The organism is Siphonobacter sp. SORGH_AS_0500 (assembly GCF_002838835.1).
Taxonomy (GTDB): domain Bacteria; phylum Bacteroidota; class Bacteroidia; order Cytophagales; family Spirosomataceae; genus Siphonobacter.
In genome coordinates, this window is record NZ_NHPP01000002.1 from 1 (window position 1) to 20,276 (window position 20,276).

Annotated in this window: 17 protein-coding genes; 11 read left to right on the plus strand and 6 right to left on the minus strand. The window is 43.7% G+C overall.

All coding sequences use genetic code 11. The annotated features are described in order from the left end of the window. From BWI96_RS02090 to BWI96_RS02105, 4 genes are all read left to right on the plus strand, one after another. The coding region (locus tag BWI96_RS02090; protein ID WP_198555122.1) for an RHS repeat domain-containing protein at window positions 1-1,678 on the plus strand (1,678 nt) is incomplete at its 5' end. Continuing rightward, window positions 1,675-2,127: a hypothetical protein gene (locus BWI96_RS02095; RefSeq protein ID WP_106635052.1), complete on the plus strand. Its 453-nt coding sequence runs from the start codon at window positions 1,675-1,677 to the stop codon at window positions 2,125-2,127. The genes BWI96_RS02090 and BWI96_RS02095, both read left to right, overlap by 4 nt. Window positions 2,128-2,186: 59 nt before the next feature. After that, on the plus strand, window positions 2,187-2,555 hold the full coding sequence (locus tag BWI96_RS02100; protein ID WP_106635053.1) for an SdrD B-like domain-containing protein: 369 nt from the start codon (window positions 2,187-2,189) through the stop codon (window positions 2,553-2,555). Window positions 2,556-3,028: 473 nt separating this feature from the next. After that, window positions 3,029-5,365 (plus strand): hypothetical protein, encoded by a 2,337-nt coding sequence (locus BWI96_RS02105; protein WP_106635054.1) that lies wholly within the window; start codon window positions 3,029-3,031, stop codon window positions 5,363-5,365. 524 nt (window positions 5,366-5,889) lie between these two features. Here BWI96_RS02105 and BWI96_RS02110 read toward each other — a convergent pair. Next, the gene (locus tag BWI96_RS02110) at window positions 5,890-6,309 is read right to left on the minus strand and encodes a nucleoside-diphosphate kinase (protein WP_106635055.1); all 420 of its coding nucleotides are present in this window, start codon (window positions 6,307-6,309) and stop codon (window positions 5,890-5,892) included. Between the two features lie 346 nt (window positions 6,310-6,655). Here BWI96_RS02110 and BWI96_RS02115 point away from each other — a divergent pair, with 346 nt between their 5' ends. The 3 genes from BWI96_RS02115 to BWI96_RS02125 all read left to right on the plus strand — a co-directional run bounded on the left by BWI96_RS02115 (window position 6,656) and on the right by BWI96_RS02125 (window position 9,638). After that, window positions 6,656-7,693 (plus strand): bifunctional oligoribonuclease/PAP phosphatase NrnA, encoded by a 1,038-nt coding sequence (locus tag BWI96_RS02115; protein ID WP_106635056.1) that lies wholly within the window; start codon window positions 6,656-6,658, stop codon window positions 7,691-7,693. Between the two features lie 92 nt (window positions 7,694-7,785). Next, window positions 7,786-8,658: an FKBP-type peptidyl-prolyl cis-trans isomerase gene (locus BWI96_RS02120; protein ID WP_106635057.1), complete on the plus strand. Its 873-nt coding sequence runs from the start codon at window positions 7,786-7,788 to the stop codon at window positions 8,656-8,658. A gap of 101 nt (window positions 8,659-8,759) precedes the next feature. Further along, window positions 8,760-9,638: an FKBP-type peptidyl-prolyl cis-trans isomerase gene (locus BWI96_RS02125; protein WP_106635058.1), complete on the plus strand. Its 879-nt coding sequence runs from the start codon at window positions 8,760-8,762 to the stop codon at window positions 9,636-9,638. A gap of 58 nt (window positions 9,639-9,696) precedes the next feature. Here BWI96_RS02125 and BWI96_RS02130 read toward each other — a convergent pair whose 3' ends face one another. The 4 genes from BWI96_RS02130 to mnmD all read right to left on the minus strand — a co-directional run bounded on the left by BWI96_RS02130 (window position 9,697) and on the right by mnmD (window position 14,200). After that, complete coding sequence (locus tag BWI96_RS02130; protein WP_106635059.1) at window positions 9,697-10,896, minus strand: hypothetical protein; 1,200 nt, start codon at window positions 10,894-10,896, stop codon at window positions 9,697-9,699. Window positions 10,897-11,052: 156 nt separating this feature from the next. Next, a complete protein-coding gene (locus tag BWI96_RS02135) occupies window positions 11,053-12,576 on the minus strand; it encodes a trypsin-like peptidase domain-containing protein (protein WP_106635060.1) in 1,524 nt (507 codons plus the stop codon). Between the two features lie 278 nt (window positions 12,577-12,854). Beyond that, on the minus strand, window positions 12,855-13,292 hold the full coding sequence (locus tag BWI96_RS02140) for an Hsp20/alpha crystallin family protein (protein WP_106635061.1): 438 nt from the start codon (window positions 13,290-13,292) through the stop codon (window positions 12,855-12,857). Between the two features lie 182 nt (window positions 13,293-13,474). Further along, window positions 13,475-14,200 carry a tRNA (5-methylaminomethyl-2-thiouridine)(34)-methyltransferase MnmD gene (mnmD, locus tag BWI96_RS02145; protein WP_232793543.1) on the minus strand — a complete coding sequence of 242 codons (726 nt, stop codon included), beginning with the start codon at window positions 14,198-14,200 and terminating at the stop codon, window positions 13,475-13,477. Window positions 14,201-14,368: 168 nt separating this feature from the next. Here mnmD and BWI96_RS02150 point away from each other — a divergent pair, with 168 nt between their 5' ends. The 3 genes from BWI96_RS02150 to uxuA all read left to right on the plus strand — a co-directional run bounded on the left by BWI96_RS02150 (window position 14,369) and on the right by uxuA (window position 19,039). Continuing rightward, window positions 14,369-15,883 carry a tagaturonate reductase gene (locus BWI96_RS02150; protein ID WP_106635062.1) on the plus strand — a complete coding sequence of 505 codons (1,515 nt, stop codon included), beginning with the start codon at window positions 14,369-14,371 and terminating at the stop codon, window positions 15,881-15,883. Window positions 15,884-15,969: 86 nt separating this feature from the next. After that, complete coding sequence (locus tag BWI96_RS02155) at window positions 15,970-17,622, plus strand: UxaA family hydrolase (protein ID WP_106635063.1); 1,653 nt, start codon at window positions 15,970-15,972, stop codon at window positions 17,620-17,622. A 220-nt stretch (window positions 17,623-17,842) separates the two neighbouring features. Then, window positions 17,843-19,039 carry a mannonate dehydratase gene (gene uxuA / locus BWI96_RS02160; RefSeq protein WP_106635064.1) on the plus strand — a complete coding sequence of 399 codons (1,197 nt, stop codon included), beginning with the start codon at window positions 17,843-17,845 and terminating at the stop codon, window positions 19,037-19,039. Window positions 19,040-19,378: 339 nt separating this feature from the next. Here the strand turns inward: uxuA and BWI96_RS21805 are convergent, their stop codons facing one another. Further along, on the minus strand, window positions 19,379-19,528 hold the full coding sequence (locus BWI96_RS21805) for a hypothetical protein (protein ID WP_198555123.1): 150 nt from the start codon (window positions 19,526-19,528) through the stop codon (window positions 19,379-19,381). 255 nt (window positions 19,529-19,783) lie between these two features. Here BWI96_RS21805 and gcvH point away from each other — a divergent pair, with 255 nt between their 5' ends. Next, complete coding sequence (gene gcvH / locus BWI96_RS02165) at window positions 19,784-20,164, plus strand: glycine cleavage system protein GcvH (RefSeq protein WP_106635065.1); 381 nt, start codon at window positions 19,784-19,786, stop codon at window positions 20,162-20,164. The last annotated feature ends 112 nt before the right edge of the window (window positions 20,165-20,276 follow it).

Below are 20,276 nucleotides of genomic sequence, written 5' to 3' on the forward strand. Positions count from 1 at the left end.
AAGTACGATCCTGGGTAAAAGCAGTGGGGGGGACAACTTTGGCATTGATCTGCGTTACGATCAGGTAAGTTCGGGAGCGACGGCTCAGAAAAACGGGAATATTGCTCAGTTGCTCTGGAAGAAGAATGCCAATGACTGGACGGGTTTTAACTACACCTACGATGGAGCCGGTCGGCTGAAGACGGCGGTAGGGGTAGGGGCCATTGGTTCCATCAAGGCGTATACGTATCGAGAGACGATATCCTCGTATGATCGCAATGGTAATATTAACGGCCTGAGTCGTTGGGGAGAAGGGAGTCAGTGGGATGATCTCACGTATACTTATAGCGGTAACCGTTTAAGCAAGGTCTATGATGCTACTACGGGCAGTGATAAAGCGAAAGGCTTTGACAATGGCACTACCGTGAATAACACAGACTATAGTTATGATGCGGCAGGGAACTTGATTCAGGATGCCAACCGGGGCATTGCGGCTGAGGGGATCAAATACAACCTGTTGAATCTGATTGGGTCCATTCAGCTGGACAGCCTAATCACCTACGATTATGACGCTTCAGGAACCAAAGTAAGAATGACCCGAGGGGGCGTGTACCACACGCGGTATGCAGGTCTTTTTGAATACGATGAAAATAATTTTCTAACGCGCATCGCTACGGAGGAAGGGCAGATCAGGGTGAGCAATGGCGGTAATAACTACGCCGTGGAGTATTACCTCAAAGATCACCAGGGCAACGTGCGGGTGGTGCTGGATGAGAATGGGAATAAAGTACAGGAGACGGAGTACTTTGCTTTTGGGCTAGCGATTCCGAAAACGATGGGCTCGAATAAGTATCTTTACAATGGCAAAGAGTTACAGCCGAAAACGGGTTTTCTGGATTATGGGGCTCGGCAGTATGATCCTGCTATTGGACGATGGATGAGTATTGATCCTCTAAGTGAAAAATTTATATCTATATCACCGTTTAATTACGTTTCAAATAATCCAATTGTATTATTCGATCCAGATGGAATGGATATTAAATCAACACATACTGATTTATATGGTAACATATTAGCTGTCTATAATGACGGCGACTTGGGCGTTTATACACACAAAGATGCTAATACTAAGGAAGATATAGACAAAAAGCACTCAAATAAAGATACTTCAGCAAAAGGGAAAAAAATGGGCGAGACGGCTTATTGGGATGAGTTCATTATTCCAGGGACTAGTACAGCTGGTGGTAGAATTATATTCAATACCTCATGGGATGATCTTATTGATTGGGGTAATAACAGAGCTATTAACCAAGATTTAACAATAACACAGAAGGAATCTAAACTTAAAGCTGAGTTAGACATAAAAAATAATAAAGCATGGACTACAGGCGATCCTCCGCAAATGACAGGAAGACTGCTAAATGGTAAATATACCACTGCTAGATCAGCTGGCAACTATCTAGCTGGTATGAATGGTGTTATGGGAACTTTTCAAGGTCATCATATTAGTGGAGAAACCTATATGAAGTTGGCCGGAGCTTATCAGCAAAGAAAATATAATAAACTTAACATTATTCAAATTATGCTAAATGGCAAAGCATTTGGAAAAGCTCCGTATTATGGAGAAGAACCGTATTCAGGGCGTCGAATACTGGAAGGAATTAAGGAAGGATATAAACGATTAAATACAAAAAAATGAAAGCATGTGTAATGATTTTTGTGTTTTTATTAACAAGTTGTTTATCTGAAGGAGATAACTTCCAATCAAAGCAGCTTAAATCTACAAAAGGTGAAACTATTTATGTAAATACTGTAAACTGGGGTGTAACCAACGATTATCAGATGTCATGTATTTCAAACAACCCTAATAAGCTTAAAGATATAGCTGACTCTTCTTATACAGTTAGAGGGCTTGAACCATTTTTATATTCATTTAAAAATGATACTCTTAACTTATTTTTTAAAGATAGTGTTAATTATAAGCTTTCAGACAAAACCAAGACAATTAAAGTTCTTTATCATATTTTAAATAAAGACGAATATTATAAAATATATTCAAAGGCTTTAGTTAATGATGAGTTTTTTACTGTACCTGCTACCATAAACAAAGGTTATCCTAAAGATATGCCTTTACCAAAGTCTCACTAAGGTAGCTTACTTCAGTATCTAAACTTTAATTCAACATTAGCAAATTAATCCATTGACCTATGCGAATATATGTGTTTTTATGGTGGGCCTTCAGCCTGCTGAGCGGCACCTGCTTTGCCCAGATTCAGGGCAAAGTCTATCAGGATGGCAACGCCAGCGGTAACCAGGATGCCTTTGAAGCCGGCATTGCGGGCATTCGCATCGCGGCCTTCAATGCCCAATCCCAACTCATCGATCAGACCCGTACCGATGGGCAGGGATGGTATACTTTGTCGGTGACCGTGGGTCAGGCTGTATCTCTACGTTTTCTCGACGTACCCAAAGGGCTTAGCCCCAGCAAAGCTTCTCTTTTGAACCGCTTTCTGACGGCTCCGGCCCCCCCTGTTCCAAGTGTTCGTCCAAAGGACGCCACTTGGAACGAACGATAAAAAGGCAGTTTATAACTGCTGCCAGTTACAGACTGATAGTCATCCGTCGTTGTGAGTATTAAGTGGACCAATCTATTGATGGACAACATCCGATGAAATATAAAAAATAGTAATAATCTAAGAAAAAAAATTCCATTAGACCATATGCCTAAAACTAAAAATGTACCCCGAAGATTAGGAAGTTGACCTTAGTCTTGGGTTGAGTCCAATTCCAATCGAAAGGCTGGAAAAAGCGTAACCCATTCATTCGTCAACCTAACCTAATTATTGAGGTAAATCATACCATGAAAATATCTTTATTAATAAGCCTTTTAACGATTGCTGGTGGGTCTTTATCTGGGGGTATATGAGGATGTCAATGGTCAGTTCGATTACTTTGATCCTGATAAAATAGGCATAGTTATTAAAGCCTTATCAATTCAAATAACGTAAAAAGGTTTTTGCTATTCAAGAGTTAGTAAAACGTAAATACTATGCGATTAAAATACTTTTTGATCATCCTTTCATTGATTCAGGCCTTAAATTCTTTTTCTCAAAAGCCTGAGGTAATTCCTCCGTCCCCTAACGTGGCAAGTTTTGCAAAGTATGGAGACATTCCCGTTAACTTAAGCACTGGGCAGGTGGGCTTGCAAATTCCCATTTATACGATTCAGGAGAAAGGATTGACCTGGCCCCTATACCTATCGTATTCCTATACGGGCTATCGTCCTTCTGAAGAAGCCAGCTGGGTTGGCAGAGGTTGGGCTTTCTCTACCGGTACAGTAAGTAGGACCATACGGGGCTTGCGGGATGAAGCCCTAAATGACGGTTACCTATCTACATATTCGATTGTAAAAAGCATTGTTGATCTGCATCAAAACAATGCGAGTAACCAGGCTTTTTTGAAAACCGTAGCATCGGGAGCTAAAGATGCTGAACCTGATCTTTTTTCATTTTCGTTTGGATCATACAGCGGCAAATTCAGTTTTGGTTCTGATGGACTAATACATATTAGTTCAAACCTCCCCTTAAAAATAACCTATGAAATTGCCACTCAGCCTTTAGACGCTACCTACTCCGCCATTGGCAGATCTATTATCAAATGGATTTTTACGGTTGAAAACGGAACTCAGTATATCTTTTCAGACGCCGAATATGGGTGGAGTGAATCTCCTCAAGGGGCTTATAATATCAAAAATAGTAAGTCTATTACTTCTTGGCATATTTCCAAGGTAATAGATATAACAGGTAATGCTGTTAATTTTTCCTATACTACTCCCTCTGACACCTACAAGCGAGTACAATGTAGTTATACACAAAGGAAAATTTTACCGGTTCCCGCTTGCGTATCCAGTCTGGATTATGATGGTATACAGTTTAACTATTCTGCGGAACGATATCTTTCATCCATAGAAAGCTCTACTGTAAAAATTAGTTTTAATTCTATTCTTCAGAGCAAACCGCTCAATGGAAGTACTAGTTACTTTCGAAAACTCAAGGCCATACAAATTACCTCTAACATAGGCACTAGTATACCTATCAAAAATTTTAGTTTTGATTATGATTCTGAAGGTCTAGACTTGTTAACAACCTTTCAGGAAAGTGGAGCAAATCCATATATATTCTCATATGAATCATTGAATAAGCTTGGAACAACCAGAGCTGTTGACTACTGGGGGTATTACAATGGTCCCGAACAAAATAGTTTGATTACTTACGGGGAAATTGTTTCTAATCGAGAGCCCTCTTATTACCATACTCTCATGGGATCGCTAAACAAGGTTCAATACCCAACGGGAGGATCATCAAGTTTTGAATATGAGCTTAATACCGCTAGTTATAAACAAGCTGCAGTTAGTCCACGAACTAGAACCCTTTATAGAGGTAAAGTATTTGAGTGGACTTATAATGGCCAAAGTCTAAACGTAAATAGTAGTAATAACTTTAGTTTATCTGTCGCAACGAACTGTAAAATAACGTATTCATTGCGAGACAAAAATGGCAACAACCTTAGTATGTATCAAAGTTGTCAGGGTTTACCTAATTCTGATGTACTTTCCGCTGGTAATTATACAGCAGAAAACTTTATGAATAAGCATTGTCAGCTAGCTCCATTTAATACGGGGGATGTACTTACGGCTACGGTTACGCTTATTACTACAGTAACTGATTTGATTTCTAATGTCGGCGGTCTGAGAATTAAAAAAATTACAGATTACGTAGGAGACACTACCGTAGCTAAAGTGAAAGAGTATAAATATAATAGATTCGATTCTAATAACCTATCTAGTGGAGCCGTAGCTGACTGGCCGGATAACCATTATGTAACTACGTTAAGTTCTGATTGTTATGCAGCTTACCAAGTAGATGTATGGAAGTCGGAACCAATTAACTCAATGGCAGTGACACCTATTTTATATTCTAACGTAGAAGAACGAACAGGTGATAGAGTTAATTATTATACTTTTTTAAGTTACGAAAATGGTTATCCTGATTATTATGGATATACCCTGTTTGATTCCTCAGATGACCCTATTCGGGAATCTACAGCTGGACCCACAGAAAGCTACGAGTTTGCTCGTGGATTTAATACCTCTACTGTAACCAAGAATACAGCCGGGACTACATTATTTAAGACAACATATACCTACCCTACGGATAAAAATATAGCAACACTTTACCGAGCTCCAGGTATTTACATTGAAAATATAACGGGGTCAGGTGGTAATGAATTCACAATAGATGGGTTTAATTCCAAAGCCTACAAAGTGCCATTAGGCTATATGCCAAAAACAAAAGAAGTCTCCGAAGACTATGGAGCCAATCCTTAGTCTTCGGGTTGAGGCTTGTTTCCATCGAAAAGATTGAAAAAAGCGTGGCTCATCCATTCGTCTACCTAACTATCCAAGGTAAATCATCTTATGAAAGAACCTGTACTAATAAGCCTTTTAACGATCGCGAGCGGTTCTTTAGTCAGCTCAGGTGAGTGGCTGGGTGTATGAAGATATCAATGCCAATGGATACCTTCGAGTCGGGCAAAGTGGTTATCTTAGTCAAATCTACAGTTTAAGTCAGGAGTGCGGGCAGCCCCAGTTAATGACTCAAACCTGTAGTAATGAGCAGGGCTACTACCAGCTTTCTTCCTTTCTGTTCGCATGGTCTCTGGTGGACATATTCGTGGTCTGTCTATCGGGATTTGTTATAAAGACTTTAGTAGTTAAAAAATCCTTAGAGCGTTCACGTCTAACTAGAACTATTCTCTCCCTTTCATTTTAAACTTATCAATATCTAAATACCATAAAAACAGACGAGGCTTGAAAAAACTTCAAGCCTCGTTCAGATAAGAGAAAATTACTTAATACTGTTCGGTCTGAGCAAAGAAGAAATTAGACTCAATTTCAGCGTTTTCATCTGAGTCAGATCCATGGATCGCATTGGCTTCCATCGATTTTGCAAATAATTTCCGGATGGTGCCTTCTTCTGCATTGGCAGGATTGGTGGCTCCAATCAGTTTACGGAAGTCAGCTACGGCGTTGTCTTTTTCCAGAATGATCGGAACGATAGGGCCAGAAGACATATACGCACACAAATCATTATAAAAAGGACGCTCGGCATGTACGGCATAGAACTTGCCCGCCAGCTCTTTCGTCAGCAGTGTTTTCTTCAAAGCAACAATACGAAATCCAGCTTCTTCAATTAGCTTGATGATTGCTCCGGTGTGACCATCGGCTGTGGCGTCAGGTTTAATCATCGTAAAGGTGCGGTTCTGTGCCATACTATTGAACAGGGTTAAAGAATTCAATTTAAAGTGATGATGAAAAGAAGGGTAGATTCACGACCTGAAAAGCCTTGAATTTTACCATTATGGCCGCAATTTAGGGATACATTTTTACCAGAAGGCTAACCTCCGCAGAAATGCAAAGGTTTTTGAACTGTTTTTCAATAACTTTGCCCGCCCAATAGACGGAAGACTTAGCAAAATGCGTTTGATAAAGAATTGATTCACAGAATATTGCTGGATCAAATCGCTTCTTTCCTACGGTATGGGGATTCACGAACAGTAATCTTTACAAGCTGAAAACAAGCCTATGGGCTGTTTCAGTAAAGACTACGACTAAAAAATGAACGAATTGAGTATGAATCAGGATGCGTTGCAGGCTTTACAGACTTTGGTCGACACGCCACAACGGGTAGTTATCACCACTCATTATAATCCCGATGCCGACGCACTGGGTTCTTCGTTAGGCTGGGCTGGTTATCTGAAAAAGAAAGGGCATACGGTTAAGGTAATCACTCCGTCAGAGTCGCCGCGATTTCTTTCCTGGATGTCGGGTAATGAAGATGTTATTGAGTTTAGTCACCGAAACGCGGCCCTGGCGGCTCAGACCGTAGCGGCGGCAGACGTAATTTTTTGTCTGGACTTCAATGCTCTGGCTCGTTTGCACGATCTGGAGGCCATTATTCGCAATGCTACGGCTCCTAAGGTAATGATAGACCATCACTACCATCCCGAAGATTTTGCCATCATCGCTATTTCTGAACCCACCGCAGCGGCAACGGCTCAGATGATTTACCAGATCATTGGTGAACTGGGTGGAAAAGATCTGCTGGACGTAAGCATTGGCGAATGCTTATACGCCGGTTTGATGACGGATACGGGTTCGTTTCGCCACCCCAGCACTAATCCAGCCGTTCACCGGATGGCTGCGGAGTTGATCGAGTTAGGCGTAAACACGAATCGCATTCACCGCCTGATTTTCGATAACAACTCCCTGACCCGAATGCAGTTTCTGGGGTATGTATTATCGCAAAAATTAATCGTATTACCTGAATACAAAGCAGCTTACGTTGCCCTGACGAACGAAGAGCTTAAACGCTTCAATTCCCAAACGGGCGATACGGAAGGGGTAGTTAACTATATCCTTTCGATTGAAAACGTAGTAATGGCTGTATTACTTATCGAACGGGATCGGGAGGTTAAGTTATCATTCCGCTCCGTGGGCGACGTATTTGTGAATGAATTTGCCCGGAAGCATTTCAACGGTGGCGGACACCGCAATGCCGCTGGCGGACGTAGTCAGGATTCTCTGGAGGGAACGGTTAATCGATTGGTTTCCCTATTACCTGAAATTAAAGACCAGTTAGATCGGGAAATCTAACCAGTCTACCCCTGGCGGAGTTGAGGCTTTTTTTCTCCATTGTCTTCAATTCCGTACTTTTGTTTTTAAACTCTGAAATAGAATTAATTCTCATGCAAAAAAAACTCTGGATGCTGCCGGTTCTGGCTGCCACCACCCTGTGGTCCTGTAACCAATTTAAGGTCAGCGTCGCTGAAAATGGAGTAAAATACCAATTTCACGAACACGATGAAAAAGGTAAAGTAGCGAAAGATGGCGAAGTAATGACGTTCAACATGGTCGTGAAAACGGCTAGTGACTCTATCCTTCGCGATTCTCAAAAAGAAGGCCAGCCTTTGGTAATGCTGGCTCAGAAAGGCCCCTACAAAGGCAGTTTTGAAGATGGCATGAAAATGCTCGCTGCTGGTGACAGTGCTACGTTCTATATCAGCGTGGACTCACTCTTCCGTGGAGCAAGTATGCAGGCTCCACCTCCATTTGCAAAACCCGGAACTGATTTTAAATTTCAGGTAAAGCTGCTGAAAATCGAAACCCAGGAAGCATTCCAGAAACGTGCCGAAGCCGAACGTGCGGCTCGTCCGAAGAAAGAAGAAGCGGATATTGCTGCTTACCTGGCAAAAAATAACCTTAAAAACGCGGTGAAGTTACCTTCAGGAGTGCAGTACGCCGTAACAACTCCCGGAACGGGCGTGGCTCCTGCCAAAGGTGATACGGTGAAAGTGTTCTACGCGGGTAAATTATTAAGCGGAAAAATCTTTGACGAAAACCACAAAGAAGGCTTAACCTTCCCCGTGGGTGTGGGTCAGATGATTCCCGGTTTTGATGAGGCCGTTCAAAACCTGAAAAAAGGCGAAAAAGCTACCATCCTGATTCCGTCAGCTCATGGATATGGCGAGCAGGGTTCTCCCGGAGCCATTCCTCCCAACTCTGTCCTGGTATTCGACGTACAATTAATTGACATTAAAAAGGGTAAATTACCTGTTTAGTCACTGAATTTCGATTTTTCGACGAAACTTTTCAGGAATCTTCCAACCGAAAGACACCGCTTTGGTGTCTTTCATCGTTTACTAACAAAAATTGTGTCGCAATGAAATTCTATCTCCCTTTCGTATTGGCAGGAGCAAGTTTATTAGCAGGTTGCAAAGGAATTAACAATGAGGCCTCTGAGAAGCTTGATGAAAATGATAAACAAATTCAAGCTTATATCGCAAGTAACAATTTAGCTCCAACAAAGTCGCCTTCTGGTTTATATTATCAGTTAAAAAATACAATTCCTACCGCAAGGGCTCCTAAGGAAGCAGAACTGGTATCCTATACACGTGTAATTTCTCAATTAAACAACAAAGTAGTTGGTGATACTACCAACAAAATTTTCAAAGGCTATTTCGGTTACACGACTGGACCCTTAGCTGTCCACGAGGGCTTGTCTTACATGAAGGAAGGTGAGTCTAGCGTCCTTTTATCTCCTTACTCCATTGCGTTTGGAATGGATGCTATTAAAGATACGCTGGGTAACGTTCTTTTACCGGCTTATGCTCCCGTTCGGTTTGATCTTAAGCTTATAAAAACCCGTAATGAATCCGAACAGATTCAGGATTACATTGCAGAAAACAAGCTACAGGTGACAGGATCAACGACTGATAACCTGAATTACATCCGATTGAAAGAGGGAACAGGCTCTACTATCGCCGCAGGTAAAGCGGTAGTGGTGAAATATGTAGGAAAGCTTGTAACGGGTGCTGTGTTTGATAAAAGCGATTCTTTTTCCTTTACGGTAGGAGTAACTAGTTTGGTAAGTGGATTTACCCAAGGGGTACAAAAAATGAAAGTAGGAGAGAAAGCAATCATCATCTTCCCTTCTGCCTTGGGTTACGGTGTGAATGGCCGAAGAGATGGGTATGGCCAATACGTCATTTACCCAAGTGTTCCATTAATATTCGAATTAGAGGTATTATCCGCTAATTAGCATTATGATTGATTAAAAAAAGGAAACCCCGACCTGAGCAGGTCGGGGTTTCCTTTTTTTAATTGAATTTTCTTCGAACAATTTCATAAAAATCGTCGGCCTCGTCGGCTACGTCCCGCCATTTGTATTGAGGAGCATAAACCCGATTCATCAAATCCTTGGCCTGATCAAAGCTCTGGGCTTTTTCCAGTTCATCAATGGCCTGATGGTAGGCGGTAGCGTCACCTTTAAAAAGCTGATTGATGAAAATGAATTTATGGTTCAGCGAAATGAAGCTATGAATGCTGGAAATGGGTCTATGCTGATACTGACTGCCCAGCGTTTCTGCTGGTTTTTCTTCCTTCAGTTTTTCATTAAGCATCGTCGGCTGCATCGAAAATTGATCGTTTACGCTGGCCGTCACGTCTTCGGCCGGGGTAATGGCCGGGGCCGTTGGAATTGCAGCGTAATCGGGAGCGGGCAGTGCCGTTTCCGGAGCTGAAGTAGTCGAAATGCTGGAGGCAATAGAGTCAGGGCTGGATTCCGTACGGCTAATACCAGAAGTCGCTATGTAGTATTCATCCTTCGAAGGTGAAGACCCCGCTGTCGTTACTTCCACCTGATCAAAAAAGCTTTGATCCGATTCGGCTGGAATTTCTTTTTCGTACAACGATTGCTCATCAACGGGAAGGGTAGAAGCAAAAAGATCAAGGGTTGCCGGAATAGAATCCAGACGGCTGGCATCGGCGGTTAACTCCTGTACCCATTCAATGGCCCGTGCAGTATAAACGGCAGAATCGTTACCCAGCCGTTCGCTGAGGCCGCTGATAACTCCCTTGTGAAGTCGGTTATATTTTTGAAAAGCTTTCAGGTTTTCGGCTGTCAATCGAAAGTCAGGTAACTCACGTAACCAGCCTTCCAGGTATTCCTGCGGAGCCAGCAGAAACTCCAGACTTTCGTGTGTAGCCTTGGCCAGCAGTGGCTCCAGGTCTTTTTGCAGAACGGAAATATGCTTGGAAACAGTATTAAGAAAACTTTGCAGGGCCTTTTTTACTTCCTCACTTTCGAAATTGAAATAAGGACTACGGAAAGCCGTTGCGGTCTCTTTCCAGACGTCGTACAGATCCCGAACGACAAACAGGTTCACTTGGGAAACCGGGCTTAACCGCAGGAGGGTATCTCCGTCAATCCGATCCCGATGAGCATACTGCTCTTTACAAAGCTGTGCCGCATACGCTTTAGCGTAGGTTTCAATGGCGGCAACGTCTAACTTCGGCATAAGGCTTTTACTGTTTTCTCTTCGAGGTAAAACGAAATATTCAATGTAAAAAGTAAGTATCTAAGGTAATTAAGTACGGAAAGTAATGTTTAGAAATCTAGAGAAACAAAAAATCCCCGTCAAATGACGAGGATTTTTTAAATTTTTAATGATTGATTAGCGTAAAGTGCCATCAATGCGGTACTGTTGTCCACTGGAAGGATCAATACCAATGATCCGTACGCGACCTCTGCGGTTCGCCAGCAGATCTCCGGCTTGTTTGGCATCCTTCACGGCCGTATCATCAATTTTCGTGATAATAAAGCCAACGGGAACTTCCTGATATTCCATCCAGCCATCTGGCAGAACTTCTACGACTTTCGCTCCTCCGTTAATCCGGAATTTCGCTTTTTCGTTAGAGTTCACGTTATCCAGTTTCGCACCGATGGATTCTACCTGAACTAATGAAGTCACAGGGGATTTCACAATACCGGTGTTACCTTCCATGTTTTTCAGGGTAACGTTGAAGTCTTTCAACTGACCGTCGCGGTTAACCGTTACCACTACCACGTCACCGGGTTTGTGCTGAGCACCTACCAGTTCAACCAGACGAGGCAGGTCACGCACTTCTTTACCGTCAATTTTAACAATTACGTCACCAATTTTCAGACCCGCAGCTTTGGCGGCACTGGCGTTGGCGTTTTCACCGAAACTACCGAAGTAGATACCGGAAGTGGCTTTCAGATCTTTCTGAGCGGCAAATTTTTCATCCACGGCTTGCATCTGAGAGATACCCAGGAAACCACGCTGAACATTACCGTATTTCAGCAGATCGCTGGCGACACGTTTCACCAGGTTCGAAGGAACGGCGAAGGAGTAACCTACATACGTTCCCGATTGACCACCGGCAATGGCCGTGTTGATACCAATCAGATCGCCTTTCGAATTGACAAGAGCACCACCGGAGTTACCAGGGTTTACGGCTGCATCCGTTTGAATAAAGGCTTCAATCGGGCTTTGAGCTTTGTCACGATCACCAATGATACCAATCGAACGACCTTTGGCACTAACAATACCAGCCGTTACAGTTGACTCCAGATCGAAGGGGTTACCTACGGCCAGTACCCATTCTCCTACTTTAATATCGTCAGAGTTGGCAAAGGGCAGGTAAGGCAGGTTGTTAGGGATTTTATCACCCTGCAACTGAATAACGGCAATGTCCGTGTTAGGGTCCGTACCGATCAGTTTTGCTTTGTAGGTGCGTTTATCGCTTAATACGACTTCCAGTTCGGAAGCATCGGCTACCACGTGGTTATTGGTGACAATGTATCCATCAGGGCTGATAATTACCCCAGAACCCGAAGAAATACCTTCCTGACGCTGCGGACGACGGCTACCTCCGCCGAAATCTTCATCACCGAAGAAATCGAAGAAGCTAGGCATCTGCCGCTGGCTTACCTGCCGAACGACTTTCGATTTAATATGCACTACCGCGGGCGTTGATTTATCCGCAGCTGAAACGAAATCACCGGGAATGCCGGCCATGTTCGTTGTGAACTTCGCGTTTGATCCTGAAGAGCTCGCCTCTGTGAAAATCACATCGCGACTCGATCCTAATCCTAATAAGTGGGCTCCTCCAAGGGTGATGCCGCTACTCAAAACCCCTACAAGGGCTAGAGATTTCCAATTGCTGTTATTCATAGCTGTTAAACGTTGTTTGGAGAGGGAAATTCAAAAAATTTAGTTGAGTAACAGTGCTCCAAATCGATTCAACAAAAGTTTATACCAAAGTTTTGTAAGTACTTAGACTTGCTAACCTTAACGCAGTTAGAGAAAATCTGTTGCGAAATTAGCGGCTTTAAGCTTTTTTAACAACAGAATGTGATGATAGGGGAATTGCAGGGCTGAAAGTTAAAAAAGCAGAGAGAATTATCAAACTCTCTCTGCTTTTCCTCACAATCCAACGGCACCATTTAGGGTTAGGCAATGGAAATTTCGCGGGGCTGAACTTTCGCTTCTTCTTTTTTAGGAAGCGTAATGTTCAGAATTCCATCGGTATAAGAAGCTTCGATTTTTTCGCCATCTACCGTTTTGGGTAACATGAACGAACGTTGGAAGCTGCTGTAGCTGAATTCCTTCCGGCTGTATTTTTCGGTAGTTTCTTCGTTAGAACTTTCCTTTTTCACCGAAATCGACAGACGATTTTCGTGTACGCTGATTTTGAAATCTTCTTTTTTCAGACCGGGAGCGGCCAGTTCAATCTGAAAAGCACCTTCTACTTCTTTCACATTGACCGCAGGCAACGAATGAAACTCATCTTTCGTAGCTACGCCGTTGTAAGTCTTGAAAAAGTCGTCGTTAAAAAAACGATTAACTAAAGAAGGAAAAGCAGGTTGATTGAATTTAACGAGTGTCATGGCTATTCTTACGTTTTATTGTTTTCGATAGTAACCGACGTATAAATTGTCGGACGCTCTACTTATTTAAACACTTGTGCCGAACGTAAAAAAAGTATTTATAATGACAAAATGACTTAAATTTTGGTGATCTATATTTTTATTAATGACAAAATGTCTCAAACTGCATTAAAAATGTCATTTCATTGAAGAATAGCCCGAACAACCTCCCGCTTTCGTCCCGGTCCTGGATGTTTTTCAATGCGAAAACCAGCCGCTTGTAAGGCCCGCCGAACATCTCCTTTCGAGCAATAGGTTGTTAATACGCTGCCCGCATGTAATCGCTGAGCTAAACCTGCAAAGATTTCAGGTGTCCACAACTCAGGCTGGGAGTTAGGGGCGAAGGCGTCGTAATAAACCAAATCGTAAGGTTCGTCCTGAACCTGTTTCTGAATAAAATCCTGAATGGTTGTATGTAATTTGTAAAGCGTAAAATTCGGCTGGATCGTCACCGCTTCGTTCCAGGGAGCCTGATGAAGCGTTTGCAAGGCCGCCGAATGCATAAAGTCATCGTAATTCAGCTTTTGATATTCTTCTGCACTAACCGGATACGCCTCCAGACTGGTATAATGCACCGGAATGTTTTCTTCCTGAGCTTTTAATAAGGTTAGTAAGGCATTAAAGCCAGTACCAAAGCCCATTTCCAGAATGCGTAACGAGCTTTTACCAGAGGCTTTCATATAATCGAAACCCAATTCCAGAAAAATGCGGCGAGATTCTTCAAATGCCCCGGAAACGGAATGATACCATTGATTAAATCGAGCGGAGTATAACGTATGGCTCCCATCTTTAGTCACGACCAATTCATTCGAAAATGCTGGATTTTCCTTAGCGTCCTCTTCATTCTTCCAAGTTCTTTCGTTCATCATTTCTTTTTCTTCAGGGTGTTCTACAGTTTCGCCCGTCCTTTTTATAATTGATCGACGTTTAACAGCTACTTTTTGAATGGATTAAAAGCAGGACAGTGGCAGCGTGGGTTTTCCCCAACTGATCTTTTGTCCGGTCTTTCACCCAAAACTTATCATAACTACTCCGTCATGTTGCTCTCCCGCGAAAATTTGTCTCAAATTTCGGCATCCGTACCGGTTCAATTACCAGATCCCTCCGTTTTTGAATTGCCCGAACGCATTTTGCAATTCGGTACCGGCGTTTTACTACGTGGTTTATGCGATTATTTCGTTGACAAAGCCAACCGCCAGGGCGTATTCAACGGTCGGATTGTCGTTGTTAAATCCACAGGAACAGATACGTCTGAATTTGATCAGCAGGATCAGTTATTCACGCAGGCCATTCGTGGGTTGGATGAAAACGGTCAGCCCATTGAAGAGTATATTATTAACGCCAGCATTTCCCGGACGCTGGCTGCTCCCAGCCAGTGGGATGCCATTATTGCCTGTGCATCTAACCCGGATATGCAGATTGTCATTTCCAATACAACGGAAATTGGTATTCAGCTTGATGAGAATGAAAATCTTCAGGCAACGCCGCCGCAATCCTTTCCCGGTAAATTAACCGCCTTTTTATACGCTCGCTGGAAAGCCTTCGAAGGAGCCGCCGATAAAGGAATGGTGATCGTTCCAACGGAATTGGTACCCGATAATGGCACGAACCTTCGCAAAATTGTGCTGGAGCTGGCCAAACGTGGTCAGTTGGAAACAGAGTTTATCCAATGGCTGGAAACAGCTAACGCGTTCTGTAATTCCCTGGTAGACCGCATTGTTCCGGGCAAACCTAATGCTACCGATCAGGCTGATTATGAGCAGAAACTGGGTTATCAGGATCACTTACTCTGCGTATCGGAAGTATACCGTCTTTGGGCCATTGAAGGCGACGAAAAAGTGAAAAGCGTACTGAGCTTCGACGAGGCGGATTGCGACGAAACTAATGCTCTGGGCGTAATTATTAAACCAGATATTGATCGGTATCGTGAGCTAAAACTTCGCTTACTGAACGGTTCGCATTCTTTAACCTGCGGATTGAATTTCCTGGCGGGTAAAAATGCCGTTCGTGAAAGCATGGCGGATCCCGTTTCGGCTCGTTATGTGAAAGAGTTAATGTTTGAGGAACTGGCTCCCGCCATTCCGTATGACATTGATCTGGAAACAGCTCGTACGTACGGAGCCAGCTTGTTGAATCGATTTGCGAACCCATTTCTGGAACATAAGTTGCTCAGCATTACGTTGTATTATACCTCTAAGATGAAAACACGTAACGTACCGCTATTGCTGAAACATTACCAGCAGGTAGGCACCGTTCCCGAGCGTTTTGCTCTGGGTTTTGCAGCGTATGTGTTATTCATGAAGGCCGTGAAGGAAGAACATGGCAAATACTTCGGCGAACGTAACGGTGATTCTTACCTCATTCAGGATGAGCCCGCAGGCTGGTATTTTGAGTGGTGGAACCGCCAAGGTGATCTGTCAGAAGTATTAAGCAATCAGGATTTCTGGGGAACGGATCTGAATGCTTTACCCGGTTTTAACGAACGCGTTTCGTACTACATCGGTAAGCTCCAGGAGAGCCCTAAAGCTGCCTTTGAAGAGGCTCTGGCGTAGTTAATAAACTATCTGTTCTTTTTTAGATAATTTAGGGTAGCAATTCCTGAGATTTTTCTTTTAAAGGAAAGAATCTTTTTACCTCCATGCAGCAACGAGTATTAAAAGTCCACCCCGCAGATAACGTTATTGTAGCCCTCACTGACTTACAGAAGGGCGAAGTCATTACGTTCGAAGGCGTTGAGTATGAGCTGGTCGATGATATTGCGGCCAAACATAAATTTCTTACGGAAGACCGGGCCGTAGATGAAGACATTACGATGTACGGCGTACTGGTGGGTAAAGCCAAACAGTTTATTCCCCGGGGCGGTTTGATGCACACGTTCAATACCCGGCACGCCTCTGAAGACTTCGGTTTAGGCTCGCGGAAGCTGGACTGGGAGAAGCCGGATACGTCTAAATTCAAACAGCGGACCTTCATGGGTTATCCACGTCAGGATGGCAGCGTCGGGACGGGTAACTATTGGATTGTATTGCCTATGGTTTTCTGCGAAACGCGGAACCTGGAAGTAATGCGGGAAGCTCTCGTCGATTCGCTGGGATATGGGAAAAACCAAACCTGGAAAGACCAGACCGAGCAGTTAATCAACCTGTATCGTTCGGGTAAATCCGTAGCCGAAATTCTGGAAGCTGATTTAGCGATTGAAGAGGAAGTGGGTACGCCTACTCGCTTGTTCCCGAACGTAGACGGCGTGAAATTTCTCAATCATGAAATGGGCTGTGGCGGCACGCGTTCCGATGCTCAGGCTCTTTGCGGATTGCTGGCAGGTTATGCCACGCACCCGAATGTAGCCGGAGTTACAGTGTTAAGTCTGGGTTGTCAGAATGCCCAGGTATCCATTCTGAAGGAAGAAATTGCCAAACGCGATCCTAATTTTGCCAAACCGCTGTACGTATTTGAGCAGCAGGAAATTGGTTCTGAAGAAAAACTCGTGGCTGGAGCTATCAAGCAAACCTTCGCAGGTCTGATTGAAGCAAATAAAATTGAACGTCAGCCCACGCCACTTTCTAAATTAGTCATTGGTCTGGAATGTGGGGGCTCCGACGGATTCTCGGGTATTTCAGCAAACCCCGCCATCGGTCATACGTCAGATATTCTGGTATCATTAGGTGGAACCGTTATTCTGGCGGAATTCCCCGAGTTATGCGGTGTAGAACAGGAGTTATCGGATCGTTGCGTAGACGAAGAAACAGCCAAGCGTTTCAATTCTCTGATGAAAGTCTATAACTCTCGGGCCGAAGCGGTGGGTTCTGGTTTTTACATGAACCCTTCGCCGGGAAACATCAAAGACGGATTGATTACCGATGCCATCAAATCTGCCGGAGCAGCTAAAAAAGGAGGTACTTCGCCCGTAGTTGACGTGCTGGACTATCCCGAAAAGGTAACGAAACCGGGGTTGAACCTGGTTTGTACGCCGGGTAACGATGTGGAAAGCACTACGGCTGAGGTCGCTTCGGGAGCAACGGTAGTTTTATTTACGACTGGATTGGGTACGCCCACGGGTAACCCCATTACACCGGTAATCAAACTTTCAACAAACACGAAGTTGTACAACAAAATGAACGATATTATCGACATTAACTGTGGTACGATTATCGATGGCGAAGAAGGCATTGAAGAAGCAGGCGAACGTATTCTGGATTATGTGATTCAGGTAGCGAGCGGAACCGTTACACCTCATTCGGTACGTCTGGGTCAGGATGATTTCATCCCCTGGAAACGCGGTGTTTCGCTGTAATGGACTTTTTGAATTACCATAGATTCCTAAAGAATGAATGTTTCACCGACGTATTTCAACTTCAATCGGTAACTTTCACTCTTTAGGAATTTTTTTAAGTTAGGGGTGAAGCGATTACTGATACATTAGTAGGTTTAACTCCACAGTAGACTCCTATTCTTACTTCAAACTCGTTTTAGAAGTTAATTCACCACTCTAAACCGAAAACTCTAAACGCATTATGCCTTTATTACAATCATTCCGCTGGTTCGGACCGAAAGATCCGGTTAAGTTGTCGGACATTCGTCAGGCTGGGGCCACCGGAATTGTATCCGCTTTACACGATGTTCCCAACGGTAAAGTCTGGACTTCGGAAGCCATTGAGTCTCGCAAAACCATTATTGAAGCTGCCGGATTAACCTGGGCAGTGGTAGAAAGCGTTCCCGTACATGAGCATATCAAACGGGGTATGCCCGATCGAGATCAGCTTATTGCCAATTACCAGCAAACCCTGCGAAATCTGGCTGAACATGGCATTAAAACGGTTTGTTACAATTTCATGCCCGTTCTCGACTGGACACGTACCGACCTGGCGTATGTCGTAGAAGATGGCTCAGAAGCCTTACGTTTTGATGCGGTAGCCTTTGCGGCTTTTGAGTTATTTATCCTGAAACGTCCGGCGGCAGAGGCAGAATATTCGGAGTCGTTTAAAGCACGGGCAGCGGCTTACTATCAAGCAATGAGCGAAAGTGAAAAAACGCAGCTCATTCGCAATATCATTGCCGGACTACCCGGTTCGGAAGAAAGCTTTACGGTGGAGCAATTCCAGAAAGTACTGGATTATTATGCTGAAGTAGGGGACTTCGAGTTACGTCAAAACTTATATTACTTCCTGCGGGCGGTGGTTCCGGTAGCGGAAGAAGTGGGGATTAATCTCTGCATTCACCCCGATGATCCTCCACGTCCCATTCTGGGCTTGCCTCGTGTTCTAAGTACAGCAGATGACGTGCGGGAAATGTTTGCTGCGGTGGATTCTCCCGCCAATGGATTAACCTTTTGCACGGGTAGCTTCGGAGTGCGGGCGGATAATGATATGCCTGCCATGCTTCGGGAATTTGGTCCGCGAATTCATTTCTTCCATTTCAGAAGTGTGCATCGCGAAATTGATGAAGTACCCGAAACTTTCCACGAAGCCAATCACCTGGAAGGACATGCAGATATGTATGAGGTCATGAAAGCGGCTGTAGAGGAGATGCGACGCCGTGAAAAAGAAGGGCGTACGGACATTGATATTCCCATGCGTCCCGACCACGGCCACCGCATGCTGGACGATTTAAATCCTGAAAGACGCACTAATCCGGGTTATACCGCGATTGGTCGTTTAAGAGGCTTAGCCGAGTTACGCGGATTAGAACTAGGCATCAGTCAAAGTCTTTGAGTGTTCAGTTGTCGGTTAACTGTTTTCAGCTAAGGACTTGCTTATCGAGGATCTTTTTTCAGCATAAGTTCTCTTCCGCTGCCAGCGTGGTCCGGCCAGCTTTTTTGCTGGCAGCAATAAGCTTCTCGTTTGTTACTAGGTAGTCCTAAAGTAGTACTGCCAGCGAAAAGGCTGGCAGCGGCTAATAACTACTTCGGGTTACCTAGTGATCCAAATAGGAAACTTGTTACTACCTGCAAAAAACGCTAGCAGCGATACATACATAAAAGCCGCTTCCATTTCTTTGAAAGCGGCTTTTATCACCTATTCAGTTCAAAACTGACAACTGCAAACGGAAAACTAATTATTGGCCTTTGGTTTGTGCAGTTTCACGTCTTTCTGGTTATTGGAGTTGTTGTTGCGTTCTTCCTTTACCCGGCTGTCCAGATTATCCTTGTTTTCGGGTTTATTGATATGGCTTTGGCCTCTGGGTGCTGTGTTCGTTTTCATAGTGATTATTGGGTTGATGTACGGATAAAGGTAAAAACAGCGTACCAAAGTGAGGAAGAAGTCCAATTTTTATGAATTTCTAATACAAACGGAAGCAAAGAGACGGGGTAAAGAACCCTGTATTTCTACAGATCAAAACCCATAGCCTCAACCCTAAACGCTTAAAGTTTAAAAAAACTCAAAACCCAGAACTCAAAACCCTAAACTCTTTGACTAACTTGCGTGCCATTTAGCACCGATTGGCATCACAAACACATGAACTTTCCCGCAGACCTTCGCTACACTACCGAACACGAATGGATTAAGCTCGTAGACGGTAACGTAGCATTGATTGGTATCACCGATTATGCTCAAGATCAATTGGGCGACGTAGTTTTCGTTGAGGTGAATTCACTGAACGAAGAACTGGCTGCTAACGAAGTATTTGGCTCCGTAGAAGCTGTGAAAACGGTTTCTGACCTGTTTTTGCCCGTAGCTGGTAAAGTTCTGGAAGTGAACGAATCACTCAACGATAATCCAGATACGCTGAACTCTGATCCTTACGGTGAAGGCTGGATCATTAAGCTGGAAGTAAACGATCCCGCTGATCTGGATAACCTGATGGATGCGGCAACGTATCAGCAGTCTGTACATTAATAGAAACGAAATGGGAATGAAAGATGGTAAGTTTTCATTCCGCCGTTTTCTCCATTAAAGATCCTGAGCAAGGAACAAAGTGAATCGAGCCATCGGTCTGCTTTGTTCCTTG